At 45.7% G+C, this 21,310-nt stretch carries 19 protein-coding genes; 6 read left to right on the top strand and 13 right to left on the bottom strand.

Going from position 1 to position 21,310, the window contains the following annotated elements:
• Positions 1–67 precede the first annotated feature (67 nt).
• Both DTQ70_RS29775 and DTQ70_RS29770 read left to right on the top strand, forming a co-directional pair.
• Positions 68–808, top strand: a complete 741-nt coding sequence (locus DTQ70_RS29775) for a DUF6089 family protein (RefSeq protein WP_122934176.1) — start codon at positions 68–70, stop codon at positions 806–808.
• Positions 809–864: 56 nt separating this feature from the next.
• Positions 865–1,257, top strand: a complete 393-nt coding sequence (locus DTQ70_RS29770; protein ID WP_122934175.1) for an HIT family protein — start codon at positions 865–867, stop codon at positions 1,255–1,257.
• An 18-nt stretch (positions 1,258–1,275) separates the two neighbouring features.
• On the opposite strand, the gene DTQ70_RS29765 is transcribed toward DTQ70_RS29770, so the two are convergent.
• The 4 genes from DTQ70_RS29765 to DTQ70_RS29750 form a co-directional block, all read right to left on the bottom strand.
• Positions 1,276–2,082: a hypothetical protein gene (locus DTQ70_RS29765; RefSeq protein WP_122934174.1), complete on the bottom strand. Its 807-nt coding sequence runs from the start codon at positions 2,080–2,082 to the stop codon at positions 1,276–1,278.
• Positions 2,083–2,229: 147 nt separating this feature from the next.
• Positions 2,230–3,327 (bottom strand): carboxylate-amine ligase, encoded by a 1,098-nt coding sequence (locus DTQ70_RS29760; RefSeq protein ID WP_122934173.1) that lies wholly within the window; start codon positions 3,325–3,327, stop codon positions 2,230–2,232.
• Positions 3,328–3,415: 88 nt separating this feature from the next.
• A complete protein-coding gene (locus DTQ70_RS29755) occupies positions 3,416–4,483 on the bottom strand; it encodes a RimK family alpha-L-glutamate ligase (RefSeq protein ID WP_122934172.1) in 1,068 nt (355 codons plus the stop codon).
• Between the two features lie 76 nt (positions 4,484–4,559).
• Positions 4,560–5,270, bottom strand: a complete 711-nt coding sequence (locus tag DTQ70_RS29750) for an esterase family protein (protein ID WP_122934171.1) — start codon at positions 5,268–5,270, stop codon at positions 4,560–4,562.
• A gap of 146 nt (positions 5,271–5,416) precedes the next feature.
• On the opposite strand from DTQ70_RS29750, the gene DTQ70_RS29745 reads away from it, so the two are divergent.
• Complete coding sequence (locus DTQ70_RS29745) at positions 5,417–6,133, top strand: pyridoxine 5'-phosphate synthase (RefSeq protein WP_122934170.1); 717 nt, start codon at positions 5,417–5,419, stop codon at positions 6,131–6,133.
• A 96-nt stretch (positions 6,134–6,229) separates the two neighbouring features.
• The gene (locus DTQ70_RS29740; RefSeq protein WP_122934169.1) at positions 6,230–6,613 is read left to right on the top strand and encodes a RidA family protein; all 384 of its coding nucleotides are present in this window, start codon (positions 6,230–6,232) and stop codon (positions 6,611–6,613) included.
• 151 nt (positions 6,614–6,764) lie between these two features.
• Here DTQ70_RS29740 and DTQ70_RS29735 read toward each other — a convergent pair whose 3' ends face one another.
• Entirely contained in the window at positions 6,765–7,943 is a 1,179-nt protein-coding gene (locus DTQ70_RS29735) for an acetyl-CoA C-acyltransferase (protein ID WP_122934168.1), read from the bottom strand.
• Between the two features lie 164 nt (positions 7,944–8,107).
• Here DTQ70_RS29735 and DTQ70_RS29730 point away from each other — a divergent pair, with 164 nt between their 5' ends.
• Positions 8,108–13,072, top strand: a complete 4,965-nt coding sequence (locus DTQ70_RS29730; protein WP_122934167.1) for a C25 family cysteine peptidase — start codon at positions 8,108–8,110, stop codon at positions 13,070–13,072.
• A 3-nt stretch (positions 13,073–13,075) separates the two neighbouring features.
• Here DTQ70_RS29730 and DTQ70_RS29725 read toward each other — a convergent pair whose 3' ends face one another.
• Complete coding sequence (locus tag DTQ70_RS29725; protein ID WP_122934166.1) at positions 13,076–13,807, bottom strand: esterase family protein; 732 nt, start codon at positions 13,805–13,807, stop codon at positions 13,076–13,078.
• A 9-nt stretch (positions 13,808–13,816) separates the two neighbouring features.
• Positions 13,817–14,656 carry a hypothetical protein gene (locus DTQ70_RS29720; protein WP_122934165.1) on the bottom strand — a complete coding sequence of 280 codons (840 nt, stop codon included), beginning with the start codon at positions 14,654–14,656 and terminating at the stop codon, positions 13,817–13,819.
• Positions 14,657–14,746: 90 nt separating this feature from the next.
• Here DTQ70_RS29720 and DTQ70_RS29715 point away from each other — a divergent pair, with 90 nt between their 5' ends.
• Positions 14,747–16,162 (top strand): sodium:solute symporter family protein, encoded by a 1,416-nt coding sequence (locus tag DTQ70_RS29715; RefSeq protein ID WP_122934164.1) that lies wholly within the window; start codon positions 14,747–14,749, stop codon positions 16,160–16,162.
• On the opposite strand, the gene DTQ70_RS29710 is transcribed toward DTQ70_RS29715, so the two are convergent.
• The 6 genes from DTQ70_RS29710 to DTQ70_RS29685 form a co-directional block, all read right to left on the bottom strand.
• The gene (locus DTQ70_RS29710) at positions 16,106–16,546 is read right to left on the bottom strand and encodes an NUDIX domain-containing protein (RefSeq protein ID WP_122934163.1); all 441 of its coding nucleotides are present in this window, start codon (positions 16,544–16,546) and stop codon (positions 16,106–16,108) included. The genes DTQ70_RS29715 and DTQ70_RS29710 overlap by 57 nt on opposite strands.
• 106 nt (positions 16,547–16,652) lie before the next feature.
• Positions 16,653–17,423, bottom strand: a complete 771-nt coding sequence (locus DTQ70_RS29705; protein ID WP_122934162.1) for a YgcG family protein — start codon at positions 17,421–17,423, stop codon at positions 16,653–16,655.
• Between the two features lie 10 nt (positions 17,424–17,433).
• Positions 17,434–17,865, bottom strand: a complete 432-nt coding sequence (locus tag DTQ70_RS29700) for a TPM domain-containing protein (protein WP_122934161.1) — start codon at positions 17,863–17,865, stop codon at positions 17,434–17,436.
• A 122-nt stretch (positions 17,866–17,987) separates the two neighbouring features.
• Positions 17,988–18,569, bottom strand: a complete 582-nt coding sequence (locus DTQ70_RS29695) for a LemA family protein (RefSeq protein WP_028522473.1) — start codon at positions 18,567–18,569, stop codon at positions 17,988–17,990.
• Between the two features lie 155 nt (positions 18,570–18,724).
• Positions 18,725–20,221, bottom strand: coding sequence for a GH3 auxin-responsive promoter family protein (locus DTQ70_RS29690; protein ID WP_122934625.1), 1,497 nt, complete (start codon positions 20,219–20,221; stop codon positions 18,725–18,727).
• A gap of 113 nt (positions 20,222–20,334) precedes the next feature.
• Positions 20,335–21,183 carry a glycerophosphodiester phosphodiesterase family protein gene (locus DTQ70_RS29685; protein ID WP_122934624.1) on the bottom strand — a complete coding sequence of 283 codons (849 nt, stop codon included), beginning with the start codon at positions 21,181–21,183 and terminating at the stop codon, positions 20,335–20,337.
• Positions 21,184–21,310 lie beyond the last annotated feature (127 nt).

The raw sequence follows: 21,310 nt of genomic DNA, 5'->3' as shown, positions 1-21,310 counted from the left end.
GCTTACTATTTATCGTTCTCAGAACTTACCCTATTCATTCAATCACATAACCCTCAAAATCCCCCTAATGACGCGATTATTGGGTTCATTCGTTATTTCGGCACTATTATTGTTATCAGCCCGTGCAGCATTTTGCCAGTCGATGCACCGCTGGGAAGTAGGTATCGGCACGGGCACAGTAGGTTATTTAGGCGACCTCAATCGGCACGATTTATGGCCAAGAGAATTTCGTCCCTCCGTCAATCTTTATGCAAGAAAGTACATTGGAGACGTGGTAGCACTTCGCTACAACGTTCAAGGAGGGCAATTTTGGGGGCGCGATAAGCACTACCCCACTCGCCTTTCTCGCAATTTGACCTTGGAAACCAATTTTGTTGAAAACTCGCTCTTGCTCGAATGGGATTTCTACAACATGAACCCGATTTTTTATCGTCAACAAAATGGATTTCAATCCTTCTTTTCGCCTTATTTCTTTTCGGGCATATCGGTAGTTTATGCCAAACCTCAAATCAACTTCGACGAAAGCCAAACTCCCTACACTTGGATACGTGAAGGCATTGCCATCGACCGCGCCGCCAACTACAGTGCTTTTCATTTGTCCTTCCCCGTTGGGTTGGGTATCAAATACGATGTTTCTCCCGAGTGGATTGTAGGGCTTGAAGCGTCTTTTAGGCTTTCAACTTCTGATTATTTAGACGGGGTTAGTTATGCTGGCAATGCCAAGAAAAACGACGCGTATCAAGTCGCTACCTTCAACATTACCCGTCGATTAGGGTTATACAAAATGCGAATTCGTCGCCGATGGTAGCCACAAAGGAGCTATTTTTGTTTGTATATTGCTCCCCAAATTTAACAATTACCGTTATGCCTTCTATTTTCACTCGTATCGTTAATGGAGAAATTCCGTGCCACAAAATCGCTGAAACTGACGATTTTTTAGCCTTTCTTGACGTTTTCCCTTGCGCACCTGGACATACCCTCGTCATTCCAAAACAAGAAGTCGATTATATTTTTGATTTAGACAATGCCCTTTACACGGGATTGATGCAGTTTTCAAAAGCAGTGGCGGCCGCCGTAGAAAAAGCGGTTCCGTGCAAGCGAATTGGTGTTGCGGTGGTAGGGCTTGAAGTCCCTCACGCCCACGTACACCTTATCCCGCTCAACAGCATGGCAGACATGAACTTTAATAACAAGCTCAAAATGAGCCAAGAAGAACTGGCAGAAATTGCCACGAAGATCAGAAAGGAACTGCTCTAGGGCAGTTCCTTTTTTGACTTATTTACAATCGGTATAGGTAAATGTTTTGCTGTAGGTTGAAATCCCCGAACCATCCAAAAACCGTGTAAGGGTTTGTTCCGTCAACGGAAACCCATCGGTGGTATAAGTAAATGTGTAAGTCGTTTCTCTCACAGCCTTGCCTGATTCGTATTCAGTACGTTTGGTGGCATTTCCTCCCGCTTTTGTGGTAAAAAGTGGAAATTTGATATAATCGGCATAGTAGCCTAATACGCTAAATTGCCAGCCCTTAAAAGCATCAAACATCGACTTTTTGTTATCATAACCCATTAGTACAACCCGAAAAACTTCCTGATTGGTACGGGTATCTTTGGTGATGGTTTCCAGAATATTGCCTTGTGCGTCACGCGTAATGGTTGCTTCCATACCCTTTGAGTCAGTGACTTTCGTAATGCGCTGATTGGCATCGGTGGTGAAGTTCAGTACGTAATTGACGTAATTCGCCTCGGGGGTTTTTACCACAGTTAATCGAGCAATGGAGCCATTGGCGTTGTATTCGATAGTCTCTTCTACGTCTCCGTCCACTACTTTTACCAATCGGTTGTCTGCGTAAGTATATACGGCTTTGCCAGTAGCTTTTAATTGCCCAGTTGCATTGTCTTTTACCGAAATATTGACACCTTCAGGCACGCCATTGGGAGCATATACGTAGTCGAGTCGGTAGGCATTGTCTCTACCAGTTTCACTGCTGATATTGCAAACAGGAGTTGTAACGGGTGTGGGAACATCATTTTTTTTGCAGGAAAGAGCAAAGAGCAAAGAGAAGAAAAGAATCGTTTTTTTCATGAAATGGATGAATTGTTGTACCGTCTATTGTTAACGATACATACGAGCAAATTCGCTCCTTTTTGTTGAGTTTTTTTAGTTAGGCAGGGAAATAATTAAGTTGAAGAACTACAAAAAATGTAATTCTTCAACTTGTTTGACACTTTTTCACAATCCATAAGATGTCTCTTCGACAATGTAATCGACCACGCGACTCAAATCGTGGGTGGCTTCCCAGACGGCTAACTGTCGGTCGGCACCTGTGCCCATTTCTAAGATTTTGTGGATGTACTCTACTTCTTTACGGCTTCCTAGTTCATCCAAGACATCATCGACAAACTCAAGGAGTTCTTCCGCCAATTTGAAATAAGGCACTTCTTCTTTGCGCCCAAAATCAATCAGTTTTCCGTGAATACCATACCGAGCGGCGCGCCACTTATTTTCATTAATGAGGATTTTACGGTAGTGTTGAAAATTGAGGTTTTTGCTCATCAATTTGTAAATCTTCACTACCAATGCCTGCATTAATGCCGCCAAACAAATGGTCTCGTCGGCACGCATCGGAATGTCACACACGCGGTATTCGATGGTATTGTAGAACGGGTGCAAACGCATATCCCACCAAATCTTCTTACCGTTGTCGATACAGCCCGTTTTGATGAGCAAATTGACGTAGTCGTCGTAATCGTGCGCCGTTTCGAAGTATTCAGGAATGCCCGTTCGTGGAAACTTATCAAACACCTTCGACCGATACGATTTAAAGCCTGTGTTGCGCCCACACCAAAAAGGCGAATTGGTCGAAAGGGCATAGATGTGCGGTAAAAAATACGTCAGCGAGTTGAGCAACTTCACCCCTGTATCGCGGTCAGGAATCCCGATGTGAACGTGCAAACCAAAAATCAAATTTCCCCGAGCCACGTCGCGCATTTCTTCGATGAGCTTGTCGTAGCGTTCGTTGGGCGTAATTAATTCGTCTTGCCAATCCGAAAACGGGTGCGTTCCTGCGGCAGCAATCCGTAAGTTTTGCTGTTTTGCAAGGTCAATAATCATCTTGCGCAGGTACGTAACTTCTTGGCGCGCTTCCTGAATATTGGTACAAATATTGGTTCCTACCTCCACCACCGACTGGTGCATTTCGGCCGTCACACGTTCTTTGAGAATGATTTTTCCATCCTCAACAATCTTTGACATGTGCGAGCGAAGGGCACGGGTTTCGGGGTCTATTGTTTGAAATTCTTCTTCAATGCCGATAGTAAACTTGTGCATAGGTATTGGAATAGTTTACAGGTTGCAGTTTAGGCTAGTCCGCAAGCAACTGCCGAAATGACGGCGTCGCTTACGGACTATCTTTTACTTATTTCTTTTTCGGCGCTTTTTTTGCAGGAGCTTCGGCTTTCGCTTTAGGTGCTGCTTTTTTAGGCTTTTCTTCGGTGGCTTCTACGTCGCCTTTGGCCAAATGGCTAATCGGCAAGTTCATCGCCGAAGTGCGCACAAACGAGCCCCATGTCAAATTGGTTTGGCCGTCTTTGTGGGCTTGGGCTTTTTCAATCGCCATTTTAGCGGCGTTATCGACAATCCAATCAAAGTTTTCTTGTCCTACCGAATGGATATCAGCGTCAGGAGCAGGGTTACAGAAGTCAATCGCGTACGGAATGCCGTTGTGTACCGCAAATTCTACCGTGTTAAAATCGTAGCCTAAGGCTTTGTTCAAACGAAGTACGTAATCGGTAATGGTTGCAATCAATTTTTTGTGTGCCTCGCCCGTTGTTTTTGGCTGCGTCGCGTACCGCAGATGGTGCGGATTGCGTGGTTCGTAAGGCATGATGTGAACGTATTTACCACCTAGGCAGTAGCAACGGTAATAATCTTCAAACGTCACTTCGCTTTGGAGAAGCATCACCAACTGCTCGGTTTCGGCGTGTTTGTGCCAAAGGTCGTCCATGTCATTGATTTTATAAACGCTCTTCCAACCACCACCTGCGTGTGGCTTCATGTACGCGGGGAAACCTACATAGTCAAACATTTCTCCCCAAGCCATCGGCATTTTTAAGTTACGGAACGACATTTCTGTCGTGTCGTCAGGGCGTTCTTTGGAAGGCATTAACACCGTGTTTGGCACAGGAACACCCAATTTTACGGCCAAGGCGTTGTTAAAAAACTTCTCATCAGCACTCCACCAAAAAGGGTTATTGATAACGGCCGTTCCGCACAAAGCGGCATTTTTCAAAAAAGCCCGATAAAACGGTACATCTTGCGAAATACGGTCGATGATGACGGCATAATCCGTGGCTTCACCTTGTACTACGCGGTCGATGAGTACGGGTTCAGCTACAATATTTTTTCCGTCCAATTGATTGACACGCTCCACAAATGCCTGCGGAAACGTATTTTCCATTCCGTGTAAGATTCCTATTTTTTTCATGATGTTTGAGCCCCCCACCCCCAATGGGGGAGTCTAGTTATTTTTTTAAGCCCCCATCGGGGGTAGGGGGGCTTTTTTATAAACCCATTAATGAGAGATAATGCGGAAACATTTTGTTCCAAAGTGGCCAATCGTGGCTCTCCCATCCACGAATGTCAAGCCAATGATTAATGCCTTTTGAATTCAGGATTTGCGACATCCGCACGTTATCGTTGAGGCAAATATCCCATTCGGACGTCCCTAGCACGATTTTCATGTGGTTGTATTTCCAGCCTTCCTCGTTGAGCATAAAATCGACAGGATTGTTGTAATAGACCGTTTCGTCGCTGTAGCCCTCCAAAAAGCTACGGATGTCAAATGCTCCGCTCATGCTGAATAAATACGCTACTTTTTCGGGATGTTTCAGGGCGAAATTGAGGGCGTGGTACCCGCCAAAACTACAACCTGCTACCCCAATTTTGTCAACGTTACATTCGTGGCGAATCGTAGGCACGAGTTCGTTGGTCAAAAAGCTATCGTAAATACTGTGATTGTGTACGCGTACCGAAGGATGAAGGTGTTTGGCGTACCAACTGTCTCGGTCGATGCTATCAACCGAATAGAGCTTTACTTTGCCTGATTCAACCAACCATCGCGCCGATTCAATCAGTCCAAAATCTTTGTTTTGGTGATAACGCCCCATCGACGTCGGAAAGAGCAAAATAGGATACCCCCAATGCCCAAATACCTGCATCTCAATGTCGCGCCCCAAGGTGGGGGAATACCATTTGTGATAGGTTTCTTTCAAGGTTGATAAAGTGTTTGATGAATAAATATTTTGACGAAATATAGATAAAAACTCAGAATATCAAGTTTCTGAACTAAAAATTGTCAAAAAGTCGTTTTCCGAATACCTTTGGGTGTGTCTATTCGACCATTAATTAACTACCGCTTATGACTCGTCTTAGTGTAAACATCAACAAAATTGCTACCCTCCGCAACTCGCGGGGCGGCGATAATCCAAATGTCGTGAGAACTGCGCTTGATTGCGAGCGATTTGGAGCGCAGGGCATCACGGTTCATCCCCGTCCCGACGAGCGTCATATTCGTTACCAAGACGTTCTTGAACTCAAGGAAGTCGTCACCACTGAGTTTAACATTGAGGGAAATCCTACCGAAAAGAAATTTGTTGAGTTGGTCTTGAAAACGCAGCCCGCTCAAGTAACGCTCGTTCCTGATGCTTTGGGGGCGATTACCTCAAACGCAGGCTGGGACACGATTTCGCACCGCGATCGCCTGACGGATTTGGTACAGACCTTCAAATCGGCAGGGATTCGGGTTTCGGTGTTCGTTGACCCCATCGAAGCCATGGTTGAAGGTGCCAAAATTTGCGGCGCCGACCGAGTAGAGCTTTATACCGAACCCTACGCCGCTGAGTATTTTGACAACCGTGAGGCAGCCGTGGAATCCTATATACGAGCGGCGAACGTTGCCAAAGAAGTAGGTTTGGGGTTGAATGCGGGACACGATTTGAGCCTCGATAACCTGCGATTTTTGAAACAACAAATACCGCACTTAGACGAAGTATCTATCGGCCACGCGCTCATCTGCGACGCGCTCTACTACGGCCTAGAAAACACCATCCAGATGTATTTACGCGAATTGGAGTAAGTCCACAGTTGACTGTCCACAGTCAATAGTACCAGCCAGCCTAAGAATGATAATTCGGAGGCGAAGTGACCAAATTAACCTTATAATTTTATAGTTATGTCGAAGAAAATCATTTTCACCACTGCGGCTCCCTCGCCCATTGGCCCTTATTCGCAAGCTGTGATGGTTGGCGATACGTTGTATGTATCAGGACAAATTCCCATTGACCCTGACAACGGCGACCTCGTCACGGGCAATATCGAAAACGAAGCGCGTCAGGTGATGTTAAACATTGGAGCAATCCTCAAAGAAGCAGGACTGCACTACCACAACATCATCAAAACGTCCATTTTTTTGAAGGACATGAATAATTTTGGAAAAGTAAATGAAGTGTATGGACACTTTTTCTCGGGACACTACCCAGCCCGTGAAACAGTGGAAGTTTCGCGCCTACCAAAGGATGTCAACGTTGAGATTTCAGTAATTGCGGTGAAAGATTAAGGGCAAAAAGGCAAGAGGCAAAAAAGCAAATAGGCAAAGGGTAAAAATAAAGGGCAAGTTTGCAAAAAAGCAAAAGGCAAAGTTGGTATTCTGCCTTTTGCTCCTTGCCAACTTGCCTTTTGCAAACTGCTCTTTGCAAACTTGCACAGTATTAGTTCAAAAACTCATAAACTCCTGCGACACCTTGCCCACCGCCAACACAGGCCGTTACCATGCCGTATTTCTGCTCGCGACGACGCATTTCGTTGAAAAGCTGCACCGACAAACGCGCACCCGTTGAGCCAAGGGCGTGTCCAAGCGCAATAGCACCTCCGTTAGGGTTAAGTTTAGTCGGGTCAATTCCTAATTCTTTTATTACTGCCAACGACTGAGCTGCAAAAGCTTCATTCAATTCAATTTGGTCAATGTCATTGAGGGTAAGCCCCGCTTGTTTAAGCGCAATCGGAATTGCCGCCACGGGGCCGATACCCATAATGCGCGGCTCCACCCCAGCCGATGCGTACGACATCATGCGCGCAATTGGTTTGAGGTTTAGCTCATTCACCATTCTTTCAGACATCACCACCACAAACGCCGCTCCGTCCGAAGTTTGTGACGAGTTCCCCGCTGTCACACTTCCACCTGCCGCAAATACAGGTTTCAAACGCCCTAGAGCTTCGAGGGTAGTGTCAGCGCGTGGGCCTTCGTCCTTGTTTACTACGTATTCTTTTGTTTTCTTCTTTCCTGAGTTGGCGTCGAAAAACGTTTCTTTTACCGTAATAGGCACAATTTCTCCGTCAAATTTACCCGCAGCTTGCGCAGCTAAGGCTTTCTGATGCGATGCCAACGAAAACGCATCTTGCTCCTCACGGCCAATTTTAAATTGGTTAGCTACTTGCTCGGCTGTTAGCCCCATTCCAATGTAATAATCAGCGTGGTCTTTGGCGATTTCGTAGTTAAGGGCTGTTTTCCAACCCGTTGTTGGCACCATCGACATCGACTCTACGCCTCCTGCCACGATACAATCCGCAATACCCGCGTTGATTTTAGCCGCTGCAATCGCAATCGCCTCTACTCCCGACCCGCAGTAACGGTTAATCGTAAAACCAGGGACGCTTTTAGGCAAAGCAAGCAGCGAAATAAAACGCGCAATTTGCATTCCTTGTTCGGCTTCGGGCACGGCGTTTCCTACAATGAGGTCATCCACCCGAGCAGGGTCAAGCTGCGGCAACTGCGCCATCATGTGTTTGATTACTTCTGCGCCAAGGTCGTCGGGGCGGGTAAAACGAAAAACACCTTTCGGGGCTTTTCCCACGGCGGTGCGGTATCCTGCTACAATGTATGCGTTCATGTTTTAAGGTTGTTTCGTCTTATTGTTTAACGTTTTAGATTCCTTACCACAAAACAACCATTTTTTTTGTAAAAAATACTCTGCAAGCATAACATATTTTTAAATACTTGCCATTTCTTCGCTGAGTCGTTAACTTGCATCTTCAATATCAGCGAGTAAAACCCATGAAACTTAGATTTGAGGTAGAGGCGAAAATTGCTACGTTTCTCTTTTTTATTGTTGCTTTCTCAACCAACGCCCAGCGCTACGGCAACGAGTGGATAAATTTTCAGCAAACGTATTTTAAAATTCCTGTTGCGCAAAAAGGGCTTTATCGTATTTCTACCAATGAACTTCGGCAAGCGGGCGTTCCCGTTTCGACCCTCAACCCTACCAGCATTCAGTTGTTTTTCAGGGGGCAAGAACAGGCTATTTTTATTCAAGGTGAAAGCGATAATCGATTGGACGAGGGCGATTATCTTGAGTTTTACGGGGAAGGCAACGACGGAACGCAAGATTCGCTTCTCTATCTTCCCCACAGCGCACAACCTCACAAACTATACAATCTTTATTCAGACACTACTGCCTACTTTTTGACGTGGCGACTTGATGGGCAAGCAGGCAAGCGCATGGGTTTTTATCAGGAAAATCCAACACCGACGCTCAGTCCTGAGCCTTATCACCGCGAAGATTTACTGGTTTCCAATATCGCTAGTTACAATTACACGGGCATGTCAGAAGGGTTGATGTACCCTTTAGGTTCCTCTAGTGGGGCACAAAATTCTTTTTATGATTATGGTGAAGGATGGACAGGGCCAGAAATTTCCATCAACAAACGAAACCAGCGAAGATTCACCCTCGAAAATCCCGTCCGAACGGCTTTTCAACCTCAGCTTGAGCTGCATTTGATGGGTCGCGACCACCGCGCCCATTTTATCGAAATCAGCGTTGGAAGTACGGTCAATGCCAATCGATTGGTGGATACGGTTCGGTTTAGTTACCAAAATGCGTTGTTGGTTCAGTATCCTATTTCATTTTCGGACGTCTCGCTCGATAGCAATCGTATTTCAATTGCCACGGTTTCAAGAGGTGGTTTTCCCAACCAAGCCGAAGATGTTTATAGCGTGACTTATTACCGCCTCCGCTATCCCCAACGTTTTGATGTACTCAATACTTCTCAGAAATACTTTTACCTTTTACCCAATTCTCAAAACAAATCGTACCTCGAAATTGCCAATGCTACCGCTGCCACACGCTTATTTGACATCAGCGATAAAAACAACGTAGGTCGCGTTGGTTCAACCCTCGAAAACAGCACCCTCAAAGCCGTAGTGCGGGAAACTGCCGCCGAAAAAACGCTTTTTGCCACACGTGCAACATTGGCCGTTCCGAGCATACAGCGCGTTTCGTTCCGCAACATTGACCCTACGAAAGCCAATTATCTGGTGGTGACGCACCGTAACCTTATCAACGTCGCCAAACAGTTTGGTGGCTACCGAGCGTCTGTCGCAGGAGGGAAATACGACACCCTCACCGTGCAAATGGATTTGCTTGTTAATCAGTTTAATTATGGTGAATTTAGCCCTTTGGCAGTGCGTCGTTTTGTACAATTTATGGTCGAAAAAGGTAGTCCCAAGTTTTTGTTTATTGTAGGGCGTACCCAACAAATTGACTTTAACCGTACCAATTCTAACCTTGCGAATGTGGACATGGTGCCAACGTTTGGATGGCCTGGCTCCGACAATCTGTTTTCACACGGATTGAAGGGGCAACCCCCGCTCGTGCCTGCCCTTCCGACGGGGCGAATTTGGACTGATAATCCGCAGGAAGTGCTTAACTATTTGGAAAAAGTAAAAGAGCACGAAGCCACGCCGATGAATGCACTTTGGCGAAAAAACATCCTGCATTTGAGTGGTGGCACCAATTCTTTTGAGCAAGGGCAATTTTTGGGTATCATGGAGTCTTTCAGGAAAAAAGCCCAAAAAGAATTTTTAGGTGCCAAAGTAACAACCATCACCAAAAAAACTGACGAAGCCATTGAGTACGTGGGCATTACCAACGAAGTCAACGAAGGAGCGGGGATTATGACGCTATTTGGTCATTCGGCCCTCAACGTCACCGATATTGACTTGGGCATGGTGTCCAACGACGTGTTTGGTTACCGCAACAAAGGCCGCTATCCGTTGGTATTTGCCAATGGCTGCGTGGTGGGGAATTTTACGTTTGGCTACAGCCGAACCTACGCCCAAGACTGGATTACGACCAAAGACCGCGGGGCTATTTTGTTTTTAGCACATTCCAACGTGGCTTATGTGTACTCGCTGAATGATTATGCCAATACCTTTTACAACGTCATGCTGGGTGACAGTACCAACTTCAATCGTCCGTTTGGGGAGGTTTACCAGCAAATTATCCGTAAAACGTTGGCGCTTTACCCCGAAGACCCTACGTACCAAGCAGATGCCCAACAAATGACACTTCAAGGCGACCCTGCCGTGGTGATTTTCCCCACCCAAAAACCTGACTATGCTGTTAACAGCCAAAGTATTTTGGTTCAAGGCAAAAACGGAGCTGCTGTTTCTGCGTTTAGTGACTCGCTTAAAATCAAGGTAATAGTCTCTAACTTGGGACTTCATCGCAACGAAAAACTTCCCATTCGCCTTACCCGTACTACCCGCGACGGAATTGTTTCGGCCTATGACGCTAGTTTCTCAGCCGTTGCGTACCTTGATACACTTACCTTCAGCCTTCCCCACGACCGTAGCCAGAGTGGCTTGAATCGTTTTGAGGTTCAAATTGACCCCAACACTATTTTGTCCGAAAACAGTCGTACGAATAATGTAGCTTCTGTTGAGCTAAGTTTACCCGTTGCAGGGGCTTACCCTTTGTTGCCTGCTGAGTATTCCGTGGTTTCTACGACCGAAAATGGTCTGCCAACTACCCTGCTTGTAGCGCAGCAAATTGATAATAGTAACCGAAATTACACCTTTGAAATTGATACTACTGCCCGTTTTGACAGTCCTTTCAAACGTACCCAAGCCGTCTCTGCAACGGTGCTCCCAAGTTGGAAAGTAACACTTCTTAACCGCGACTCAACGACCTATTATTGGCGCATTCGCTATGCCGACCGCCCCGCAAACAGCGACAACGTCTGGACCGAAAGTTCGTTTACCTTTGTCAAAAATGGCGGCGAAGGTTGGGCACAGCGTCAGCCTCCTCAGTTTACCAAAGCTACTCCGTTGGAGGTAAATTTATCTGTCAACGCCCAACCTACTTGGTCGTACAAAACCGTTTCCACCAATGTAAAAGCCGTAGTGGCAGGAAGTTCCGTCGGGGCTTTTAATGAGGGTTATAAAGCGTCACAATTATCCATCAACGACATTTTGTTAGTAGTGGAAGGCAATTGCACCACCTTCGACCAAATCGACAATTGGCGACCTGGCGCCAATCTTGCGGTTACAGCGCTTCACCGCGACAACCTGCAAGCCTATTCGGTGATGCCCAGCCGTAATTGCGGAAATCCGCCTTACGTTATGAATACCCTCCGCCAACGCGAGATTGTAAACGATAAGCTTTTTAGTAAATGGGTAGATGCCGTTCCTGACGGTGATTGGATTGTACTGATGACGCTCAACGGTATTCAATTTGATTTATGGCCTACCTCAGAGCTTACTAAACTGGCTGAGCTGGGACTGACGCAGGCGAGTATGGCACGTCTTCAAAGCCCTTATTTGCTGATTGTTCAGAAAGGAGCCAAACAACTTGCCGTTGAGGTTGTTCCTGACCCCAATGACCTTGCCCCAAGCCTTAGGAGACTTACATTGGATAACTTTACGTTGAAAAGTAACAGTGGAAAAGGGCAAATTACCTCTTCATTGGTGGGGCCAGCTAGTCAATGGAAAATGCTGAATTACAACACAGAACCGCTCACTTCCAAGCAAACACAAGCGACCTTAGAGGTTATTGGCGTCGCCCTCAACGGTACTGAAAAGGTAGTAAAAACAGGCGTATCCACGGGACCCGTTTCTCTCCAAGACGTTGACGCCAATACGTATCCTTACCTTCGTTTAAGGCTTCAACTGGCCAACAATGATGCCCGAGTGAGTACACCCTTGCAATTACGAAATTGGTGGGTCAATTATACTCCCGTTCCCGAAGGAAGTGCCACCGCAAGCCTGAACGGCGCGCTTGAACGTCAAGAAGGGGAAGTGGTTTCAGTCAATGTTTCGTTCAAAAATATCTCTCCTGTTGCTTTTCGCGATTCGCTGGTTGTTCAGCAAACGATTTTTAGTCCCACAGGTGCGCCCCAAATGAGTGAGCGAAAATTGGGACGCTTACAGCCCAATGAAGAAGCGGCGTTTACCGTTGCAATGCCTACGTTGGGAAAAGGCGGAGATAACCGTTTGTTGGTAACGATAAACCCACGCCGTCAGCCTGAGCAAAACTATGACAACAACACCATCAATCTACCGTTTACGGTTGTACCCGACCGCTTTGCACCTACGCTTGATGTGTTTTTTGACGGACAGCGCATCCGCGACGGAGAAGTAGTTTCGGCTACACCAACGATTTTGTTTCAACTTAAAGACGAGAATCGTTTTCTTTTCAAAAGAGATACGTTGGGCATGGATTTGTTTTTGCAACGCCCCTCACAAACGACCTTCCAGCGCATTGCTTTTTCTAGCTCAGTCATTCGATTTGTACCCGCCGACAACCAAAACGTAGCTCGGATTGAATTTCGCCCCTCAGCCCTTCCCGACGGAGTTTATACCCTTCGTTTTCAGGGCGCCGATGCCACTTTAAACCGAACAGGCGTTTATCAAATCAATTTCCGAGTGATAAATGAACAAAAACTGGTTTCGGTAGAAGCCACTCCCAACCCAGCTAGTGATCTTATTAAAGTTTCGTTTACGGTTTCGGGCAAAGAAAACCCCACCGAAGCCACAATTGCACTGGTAGATATGACGGGACGAACCTTCAAAACTGCTTCGTTTGTGCCCCGCGTTGGTTTTAATGAATGGATTTGGACAAATACCGCCGACCTACCCGCAGGAACGTACATATATCGGGTGACTGTCAAGAAAAACGGAGAAGATATTCCTGTTGCCGACGGAGTCAAGGCAACAGGAAAAATCGTGGTAATTCGCTGAGAGTTAGAAGCGAGTTTCGAGGTAATAAGGCAACATTTTTCGCCAAGATGGCCAATCGTGCGGAATATCGTGCCCCCAAACGTCTAACTCATGCGGGATATTTTTAGAGTTCAACACGCTCGAAAGGTAGCGTGACGAATCAGGGTCTTCGTAACTACCCGAGCCCGTGACAATGTGGATGTGTTTACTCGCACGGTACTTTGCCAAATAAGCTTCATCCGAAAGGTTTCGCAAATAATGAACAGGTGAGTTGAAATAGACATTGTCGTCATAATGCCCTTTGGTATAAGCTGTTAGGTCATAGCACCCACTCATGGCAATCACCCCATTAATCAAATCAGGACGGCGAAAGAAAAGGTTGGCCGAATGTAACGCCCCAAACGACGCTCCTGCCGCAATAATCGGCGTATCAGGGCTTGTTTGGCTTTTGATGTACGGAATCACTTCGTTAAAAATATACTCATTGAACTGTTGATGACGCACCGCTTTGTCGCGTCCGCTCATGTGATTGTTTAACCAACTCTCGGTATTGATACTATTGACCGAAAAAACTTTCACTTTCCCTTCGTTGATAGGTTTTGCAATCGTATCAATGAGTTGGAAACGTTCGTATTCGAGGTAATCAGCGGCGGCGGTTGGAATCATCAATAGAGCGAATCCGTAGTGACCATACACCGCGATTTCCATGTGTTTATTAAGAGATGGGCTGTGCCATCCATCTAAAAAACGTTGCATATAAAAACCTTAATCGTTTGATTTAATTGCAGATTGAATTTCTACTACCACCGACACCTCTACCCCCACAATATCAGCGATTTGCTCTATCGTCAGTAGGTTTGATTGTAGCATTTTAGTAATAATTCCTCGTTGCTTTTGCTGCATCCCCTTCTGCACCCCTTTTTCCATTCCTTTTTCCATTCCTTTGCGGTAGCTGTAGAAATCTTCCAGTGAAATATCTGTGATTGGCATATCTTCTAAAAGTTTTAAGGTTGTCTCATCTAAATTACGGATTCCTGATAAAATTACCAACTGGTTGGCGTACCGCCCCAAAGAAAAATGGTTAGGCTCCAATTCTTGAAGTTTTGTAATAATCCTATGCGCGACTTCAATGGGTGGAATATTTTTAAAGTTTGCTAAAATCGCCAGCAATACCTCTTCAGGCGAAGTACTATTTAAAAACAGCTCATAGTCGAAAGATTGCAGACTACGTTGGTTGTACTCAAACTGACAAGTGCCAAAATCATGCTTCACTTCCCATTTATCACCTCCATTTTTTGTAAGATAAACGATGTACTGTCGTACTGGTAAACGATATTTTCGTAAAAGAAGTGCATAATATTCCAGCATTCGGTAAGGCATATCCTTGTCCAATGCCGTTTGAAACTCCAAATGAAGTAAGTAGGGTTCAGAGCCATCATTTGGTACGACTTTCTTCAAAAAGTCAGGTTTTCGTTCTACCGTCAACTGAATATCATCGGGAAGCTCGATCAAAATATCAACATCAATTCCAAGCACTTTTCGGGCAAGAAATGGAATCAAATTTTCGATATTTTCTTTAAAAATCTTGTCGTAATCGTTTGCCACAGGTTCAAGTTTATTGTTTTACTCAAACAAAATTGCAAAAACCAGTTAATGTTCCCAAATTCGTCTCCTTCCCACATTTTCGCTTGATTTATGCTCATTTTTTCCATTGGTATATATCTTCTTATCAACGTCGCCGTCGGTTTTTGGGCGTCTCGGCGAGTACACAGCACCCAAGATTTTGTGTTGGCTGGGCGCCGTTTACCCATGGGATTGGCCACGATGGTTACCTTTGCGACTTGGTTTGGCTCCGAAACCATGATGGGGGCTCCCAAAGAATTTATCGAAGGTGGTTTCTTAAATGTCATTGAAGAGCCTTTCGGCGCGGCCTTATGTTTGATACTTGTAGGTATATTTTTTGCCCGAACTTTTTATCGTTGGAACATCATTACTTTTTGTGATTTTTTCTTGATGCGTTTTGGCAGAGCGTCGGAGTTTATCTCGGCAGTGATGATTATCCCTTCCTACTTTGGATGGATTGCTGCTCAGTTTGTCGCCATGGGCATTGTGGGGCAAGTGGTGTTTGGGCTACCGTTGAGCACTGGCATTTGGGTTGGCGCCATCCTCGTTATGTTCTATACGTTTATGGGCGGGATGTGGTCGGTATCTATTACTGACTTTTTACACAATATTATCTTGATTTTTGGGCTTATCATTTTGGCCATTATTCTCTTTTCCAAAACGGGAGGAATCACACCTGTCACGAGCCAACAGCCTGCTGATTTTTTCCGCATTACCCCCAAAGAAATGAGTTTACAAAGCTACGCTGAATACCTTGCGGCTTGGATTACGGTAGGTCTAGGTTCTATTCCGCAACAAGATATTTTCCAGCGCGTTATGGCTTCTAAAGATGCCGATACTGCCGTGAAGTCTTCGGTTTTTGCGGGGGGGCTTTACTTAACGGTGGCGCTTTTGCCATTGTTTATTGCCTTGGCTGCCAAAACGCTCTACCCTGAATTAATGAACGGAGATACTTCCCTAATCATCCCCAACATGGTGCTTCAGCACGCGCCGTTATGGATTCAAATTTTGTTTTTTGGGGCGTTGATTTCGGCTTTATTGAGCACCAGTAGTGGCGCTATTTTGGCCCCTGCGGCAGTATTGGGCGAAAACCTTGTCAAACCTTACCTTCCTCATCTATCCGATACCCGCCTTTTGTTGGTCATTCGCTTGGGAGTCGTTTTGGTGACGTTTGCCTCTATTTGGATGGCCCAAACACGGCAGGATATTTTTGAATTAGTGGGAGAGTCGTCGGCCTTTAGTTTAGTTTCTCTTTTTGTACCACTTACTTTTGGACTTTATTGGAAACGCGCCAATGCCGTAGGATGTATGGCATCAATGATTCTTGGGCTTGTCGTTTGGGTGTTGTGCGCATTTGTGTGGCACACAACGTTTCCTGCCATTCTCTACGGAACAGCCGCAAGCTTGTTAGGAATGCTTGGAGGGTCGTTGTTAACTAAAAAAAGGTTGATTGATTTGCCCGATGTAGGGATGGGGCGGACTGCCTAGTAACCCATCCTGAATGTATTGCCCAACGTTGGGATAGAGGTTTAATTGGTGTAGCACATTCACAGGCTTCCAACAAATTTCCAGGGCTGTCGTCTCATTGGGGTTGAGTCGCGGGATTCCTCCGATGATTTGTGCTCCAAAAATCACATGAAGTACATCGTCTTTTTGGTGTGACAACAGCACCTCGCCCGAAAAAAGCATTCCCTGAACTTCTACCTCAATTCCTAACTCTTCGCTTAGTTCGCGTTCAATCGTTTGTGGGAGAGCTTCCCCACGGTCGGGATTACCGCCTGGCAAAGCAAATACGTCGTTGCCACTGTAGTTGTAACGCAGCAAAAGCAAATGGTTATTTTCAATAATAAGCGCCGCAGGCCGTACTTTCATAAAGAATATTTTTGTTATTTTTTCGGTAGTAAGCAACCGAAAACACAGTTATTGTAACCCATAACACGGTTTTATTCGACATTCTACACTCCCTCACTCGATACTCCTAATAATCTCCTCCAGCGCCCCCACCGCCAAAATCTCCCCCGCCAAAACCACCAAAGCTTGAACCGCCGCCACCGCCGCCACTACTGCCCCAGTTACCCGACGAGCTACCCCAGCCTGTGTAGGTCGTGTAAGGATACCAGCCGCCGCCACGTCGGCTTAGGCCACCACCGCCACCGCCTTTATTGGCTTTGGAAATGATAATAATAATAATGATGACAATAATGATTAGGAAAATAATAACACCTAAAGGAAACTCTCCGTCACCGCCCTCGGTGCCATCCGATTTGTATTCTCCCGCCGTGTACTTGATGATTTCATCCGTTCCTCGGTCAAGGCCACGGTAATACATTTTTTGTTTAAATTCGGGGGATATAACCGTCGAAATAATCCGTTTGGCTATCGCGTCGGGGAGAGCGCCTTCTATGCCTCGACCCGTAGCAATAAAAATCTTGCGGTCGTCCGACGCCCACAACAACACTACCCCATTGTCTTTGTCTTTTTGTCCCACACCCCAACGTCGTCCCAGCTCAAACGCATAGTCGCCTGGAGGATACGGCAACGTTGATTTCACAATCACCACCGTAATTTGTGTCGAAGTGGAATCATTAAAAACCCGCAGTTTTTGTTCGAGGGTTTCACGTTCTGTCCCGTTTAGCATACCCGCGTAGTCATTGACCAAACGCCGAGGATTCATCGGTTCAGGAATATCTTGTGCCCAAACACGAATGGTACACAAGGTTATCAACAAAAGAGAAAAGAAATGACGCATTGGAAAAAAGTTACCCGAACGAAATATCGTCGGAGAGTTCGTTGATGTCGTTTGCTTGGCGAGGGAAAAACGTTTTCAGTTGCTCACCTGCCAACTGAATCCCTTTACTGAGACCTTCGGCAAATTCATTGTTTTTGAAATGAGCTCGCATTGTATCGCGCACATTATTCCAAAAGTTATCAGGGACTCGTTCGTTAATGCCTTTGTCTCCCAGCACGGCAAACTTTCGGTCGTCTGTGGCCAAATAAAACAACACCCCGTTTTTCAAATCAGTGCGGTGCATTCCAAGGTCGGCAAAGACTTGTTTGGCGCGTTCGATGACATCGCTTTCGAGGCAATTGGTCTCAATATGCACACGTACTTCGCCCGAAGTTACCAGTTCGGCCGAACGAATCGCCGCTACTACTTGCTCTTGTTGGGAAGGAGTCAGAAGAAGAGACATGAGCAATTTACGGTTTAGAGTTTACAAGTTTACGGTTGGGAAGGCACATCTTCCCGAAAGTTTAAAACTTTCGGGAAGATTCTTAAACTTTCGGGAAGATTGTTTTTCGGAAAGTTTCTAAATTAAAACTTCACCGTAGGTGCCGTTTGTGCTGCTTGAGAGGCTTCAAAATAGCCCTTTTGCGCAAAGCCAAACATACCAGCAAAAATGTTGGCAGGAAACGTACGTACCGATTGGTTATAGCCTTTCACAACCTCATTGAAACGGTCACGCTCTACCTTGATACGGTTTTCGGTTCCTTCCAACTGTGCCTGCAATTCCAAAAAGTTTTGGTTGGCTTTTAGTTGCGGATACTGCTCTACCGATACCAAAAGGCGCGAAAGAGAACCACTCAATTGGTCTTGAGCCGCCTGAAACTTCTGCATGTTTTCAGGAGTCAACTCATCAGGTTTCAACTGAATAGACGTAGCTTTTGAACGAGCTTCAATCACTGCGGTAAGCGTACTTTTTTCAAAATCAGCCGCTCCTTTGACCGTATTTACTAAGTTTGGAATCAAATCTGCACGACGTTGGTAGGCGCTTTGAACGTTGGCCCACGCATTGTTGACAGTTTCGTCTTTGCTCACGAGGCCATTGTAAGTACTACAGCCGTACATTCCAAAAATGGCAAGGACGACAATGACAATTAATGTGGTTTTTGACATGGTTTTGTTAGGTTTTAGTTAACGGTTGCAAAGTTGTGTAATTCTAAAATTTCTGGTGGACTATTTACACCGATGGTTTCTTTTCGTGGCAAAATAGGCTTTTTACGTTTCAAAAAAATGACCAAGCCTAGTTTTTGGGGCTACCTTCGGCTCATTTACTCCATTTGATACACCATTTGTAAAATTCCTTCTAAATATTCCCGCGAATTGCTCAAGCGTGGTACTTTATTTTGGCCGCCTAATTTTCCTCGACGACCCATCCATTCATAAAATGTGCCCGACGGAACATTGTGCATGAGCGGCGCCAACAACGCAAGGTCTTGATAACGCTTGGCATCGTAGTCGGAGTTCACTTCCCGAAGGCGTTTGTCGAGCAAATGACAAAACTTTTGCCAGTCAGACGGGGCTGTACTAAATTCAATCACCCATTCGTGGCGGCCTTTACTGCCATCCTCCATATAGACAGGCCCTGCGGTGTAGTCATTGATCACGGCTCCCGTGTTTTCACAAGCAAAGGTAACGGCCTCGTCGGCGTTTTCGATGATGACTTCTTCACCAAACGCATTGATGAAGTGCTTCGTACGGCCGCTTATTTTGATACGAAAAGGATATTTTGAGGTAAACTTAATGGTATCTCCAATCTGATAACGCCACAAACCGCTGTTGGTCGAAATGATAAGCGCATAGTTTTTATCCAGCTCCACTTCATCCAGCGTGACGGCTTTGGGGTGCGGTTTATCCCATTCTTCTACGGGTACAAATTCGTAAAAAATACCGTAATCGAGCATCAACAGCATTTCGCCTGGGTGGGCAAGGTCGTCTTGCACCGCAAAAAATCCTTCCGAAGCATTGTACGTTTCCATGTAGGTTACTTTGTCGCTCGGAAAGTATTTTTTCATAAACAGCTCACGGTAAGGCTGAAAGGCAACTGCTCCGTGGATAAACACCTCAAAATTAGGCCATATATCAAGCATGTGCTGCGCTCCACGTTCCTCCATGATGCGGTCGAGGAGGACAATCGTCCAAGTTGGTACACCCAATATACTTGTTACGTTTTCGTTGCCACAAATTTCAGCCATCTTGACCAACTTCTCTTCCCATTTATCCATCAAAGCAATTTCGATGGGTGGCGTGCGAATGTAATCAGCCCACGCGGGTAAATTCCGCATAATCACCGCCGACACATCTCCCACCATTCCGCCCTCGCTGTTGAAGGGGTTATCGTGCAAACTTCCGCCAATCGACAACCCTTTTCCCTCAAAAACCAATGTTCCTGGGCGGTTTTGGGCGTACAACGTCATTACATCTCGGCCACCTCGGTAATGACATTCTTCCAACGATTCGGGCGTAATGGGCAAATATTTGCTACGGGCATTGGTCGTTCCCGACGATTTTGAAAACCATTCTACATCCGACGGCCAAAGAACGTTTTGGTCGCCGTGCAACACCCGCTCAATCGACGGATACAAATCTTCGTAGCTCGAAATCGGTACGCGTTCTTGGTATTGTTTGATGGTTTGAATCGAATCATAGCGGTACTTTCGTCCCCAATCAGTATAGCGAGACGCTTCCAGCAAATCGTGGAATACTTTGTACTGAACCTCGATGGGATTCGCCTTGAAGTGTTCGATACGCTCGGCACGACGCTTCATAAAAAAGACCATTATGTCGTTCAGTAGAGACACAGAAAATCAGGTTTTATTTTCTCAAACATAAATAAAAGCAATGAATCATACACTACCCTCCTAATGGGTTTTGACAAAAATCAGGATTTCGGGATGCGATTGGGATAGTCCGTAATAATGCCATCGACGCCCATGGCCTTCACTTTGCGCATTTCTTCGGTCGTATTTACCGTCCAAGGCACCACTTGCATTCCCATCTTGTGAAGCTGCTGCACCCGTTCCGTCGAAAGTAATAAATAGTAAGGACTGTAAATGTCGGGGGTGAACCCTAAATCCTCGATGTTTTTTTCAATCCCTTTGGCATTGGCGACCAGCGCCGACAAGGCTACTTTTTTGTACTTGCCCGCGTCGATTTGTTTCTTCCAATGTTTTAAAACGTTGAAATCAAAGCTTTGGAGAACAATCCGTTCGGGTGGTAATTGAGCCATGATTTCCCGATAGACCAAGTCCGAAAACTCTGCAGGTTGTGGCTGCGACTTATCGTATTCTTTTTCTTCGCTCTTGATTTCGATGTTGTACAAAAAAAGCGGCAGTTTGTTTTTAACTCGGTACACCTCCACGGCCTCAATCATCTCGCTTAAAAGCGGCTTGTAGGTCTTCTGTTTTTGTTGTTCAGGAAAATTCGGGTTTCCGTTGCTGCCCACATCGTAGCGTTTAATTTCGTCGTAATTGAGGTCGTACAACACAATTTTGGGACTCTTTGGTACGGGTGTACCATCGGGTTTTATCGAAAAGTCGGCGTGAAAATAAGGGTCGTGCGAAACGACTACTTTCTTATCTTTAGAAATAACGACATCCAACTCTAAGGTATTCACTCCGTAGTCGAGTGCTTTCAAAAACGCGGGAATGGTGTTTTCGGGCATCAATCCACGGCAGCCACGGTGGCCTTGCCAATTGAAAAGTGGCGTTTGGGCAAAAGTAACTTCCATACCAATAGTTAGGAGAAAAATAAACAAAAAGCGGGGTTTCATCTGATTCGGGAACGTATGTCTTTTACAAAACTAGGTATTTCTGCTTTATTTGTAGAAAAATAGGTAAATCTCCTGCAAGAACAAA

It is taken from the genome of Runella sp. SP2, from assembly GCF_003711225.1.
Taxonomy (GTDB): Bacteria; Bacteroidota; Bacteroidia; order Cytophagales; family Spirosomataceae; genus Runella.
This window is presented reverse-complemented; position numbering and strand designations above follow the sequence as displayed.

Excerpts from the sequence above, each read along its gene's own strand:
- DTQ70_RS29775 (WP_122934176.1), top strand. The coding sequence starts at position 68 with ATGACGCGATTATTGGGTTCATTCGTTATTTCGGCACTATTATTGTTA.
- DTQ70_RS29770 (WP_122934175.1), top strand. The coding sequence starts at position 865 with ATGCCTTCTATTTTCACTCGTATCGTTAATGGAGAAATTCCGTGCCAC.
- DTQ70_RS29765 (WP_122934174.1), bottom strand. The coding sequence starts at position 2,082 with ATGAAAAAAACGATTCTTTTCTTCTCTTTGCTCTTTGCTCTTTCCTGC.
- DTQ70_RS29760 (WP_122934173.1), bottom strand. The coding sequence starts at position 3,327 with ATGCACAAGTTTACTATCGGCATTGAAGAAGAATTTCAAACAATAGAC.
- DTQ70_RS29755 (WP_122934172.1), bottom strand. The coding sequence starts at position 4,483 with ATGAAAAAAATAGGAATCTTACACGGAATGGAAAATACGTTTCCGCAG.
- DTQ70_RS29745 (WP_122934170.1), top strand. The coding sequence starts at position 5,417 with ATGACTCGTCTTAGTGTAAACATCAACAAAATTGCTACCCTCCGCAAC.
- DTQ70_RS29740 (WP_122934169.1), top strand. The coding sequence starts at position 6,230 with ATGTCGAAGAAAATCATTTTCACCACTGCGGCTCCCTCGCCCATTGGC.
- DTQ70_RS29735 (WP_122934168.1), bottom strand. The coding sequence starts at position 7,943 with ATGAACGCATACATTGTAGCAGGATACCGCACCGCCGTGGGAAAAGCC.
- DTQ70_RS29730 (WP_122934167.1), top strand. The coding sequence starts at position 8,108 with ATGAAACTTAGATTTGAGGTAGAGGCGAAAATTGCTACGTTTCTCTTT.
- DTQ70_RS29725 (WP_122934166.1), bottom strand. The coding sequence starts at position 13,807 with ATGCAACGTTTTTTAGATGGATGGCACAGCCCATCTCTTAATAAACAC.
- DTQ70_RS29715 (WP_122934164.1), top strand. The coding sequence starts at position 14,747 with ATGCTCATTTTTTCCATTGGTATATATCTTCTTATCAACGTCGCCGTC.
- DTQ70_RS29710 (WP_122934163.1), bottom strand. The coding sequence starts at position 16,546 with ATGAAAGTACGGCCTGCGGCGCTTATTATTGAAAATAACCATTTGCTT.
- DTQ70_RS29705 (WP_122934162.1), bottom strand. The coding sequence starts at position 17,423 with ATGCGTCATTTCTTTTCTCTTTTGTTGATAACCTTGTGTACCATTCGT.
- DTQ70_RS29700 (WP_122934161.1), bottom strand. The coding sequence starts at position 17,865 with ATGTCTCTTCTTCTGACTCCTTCCCAACAAGAGCAAGTAGTAGCGGCG.
- DTQ70_RS29695 (WP_028522473.1), bottom strand. The coding sequence starts at position 18,569 with ATGTCAAAAACCACATTAATTGTCATTGTCGTCCTTGCCATTTTTGGA.
- DTQ70_RS29690 (WP_122934625.1), bottom strand. The coding sequence starts at position 20,221 with ATGAAGCGTCGTGCCGAGCGTATCGAACACTTCAAGGCGAATCCCATC.
- DTQ70_RS29685 (WP_122934624.1), bottom strand. The coding sequence starts at position 21,183 with ATGGAAGTTACTTTTGCCCAAACGCCACTTTTCAATTGGCAAGGCCAC.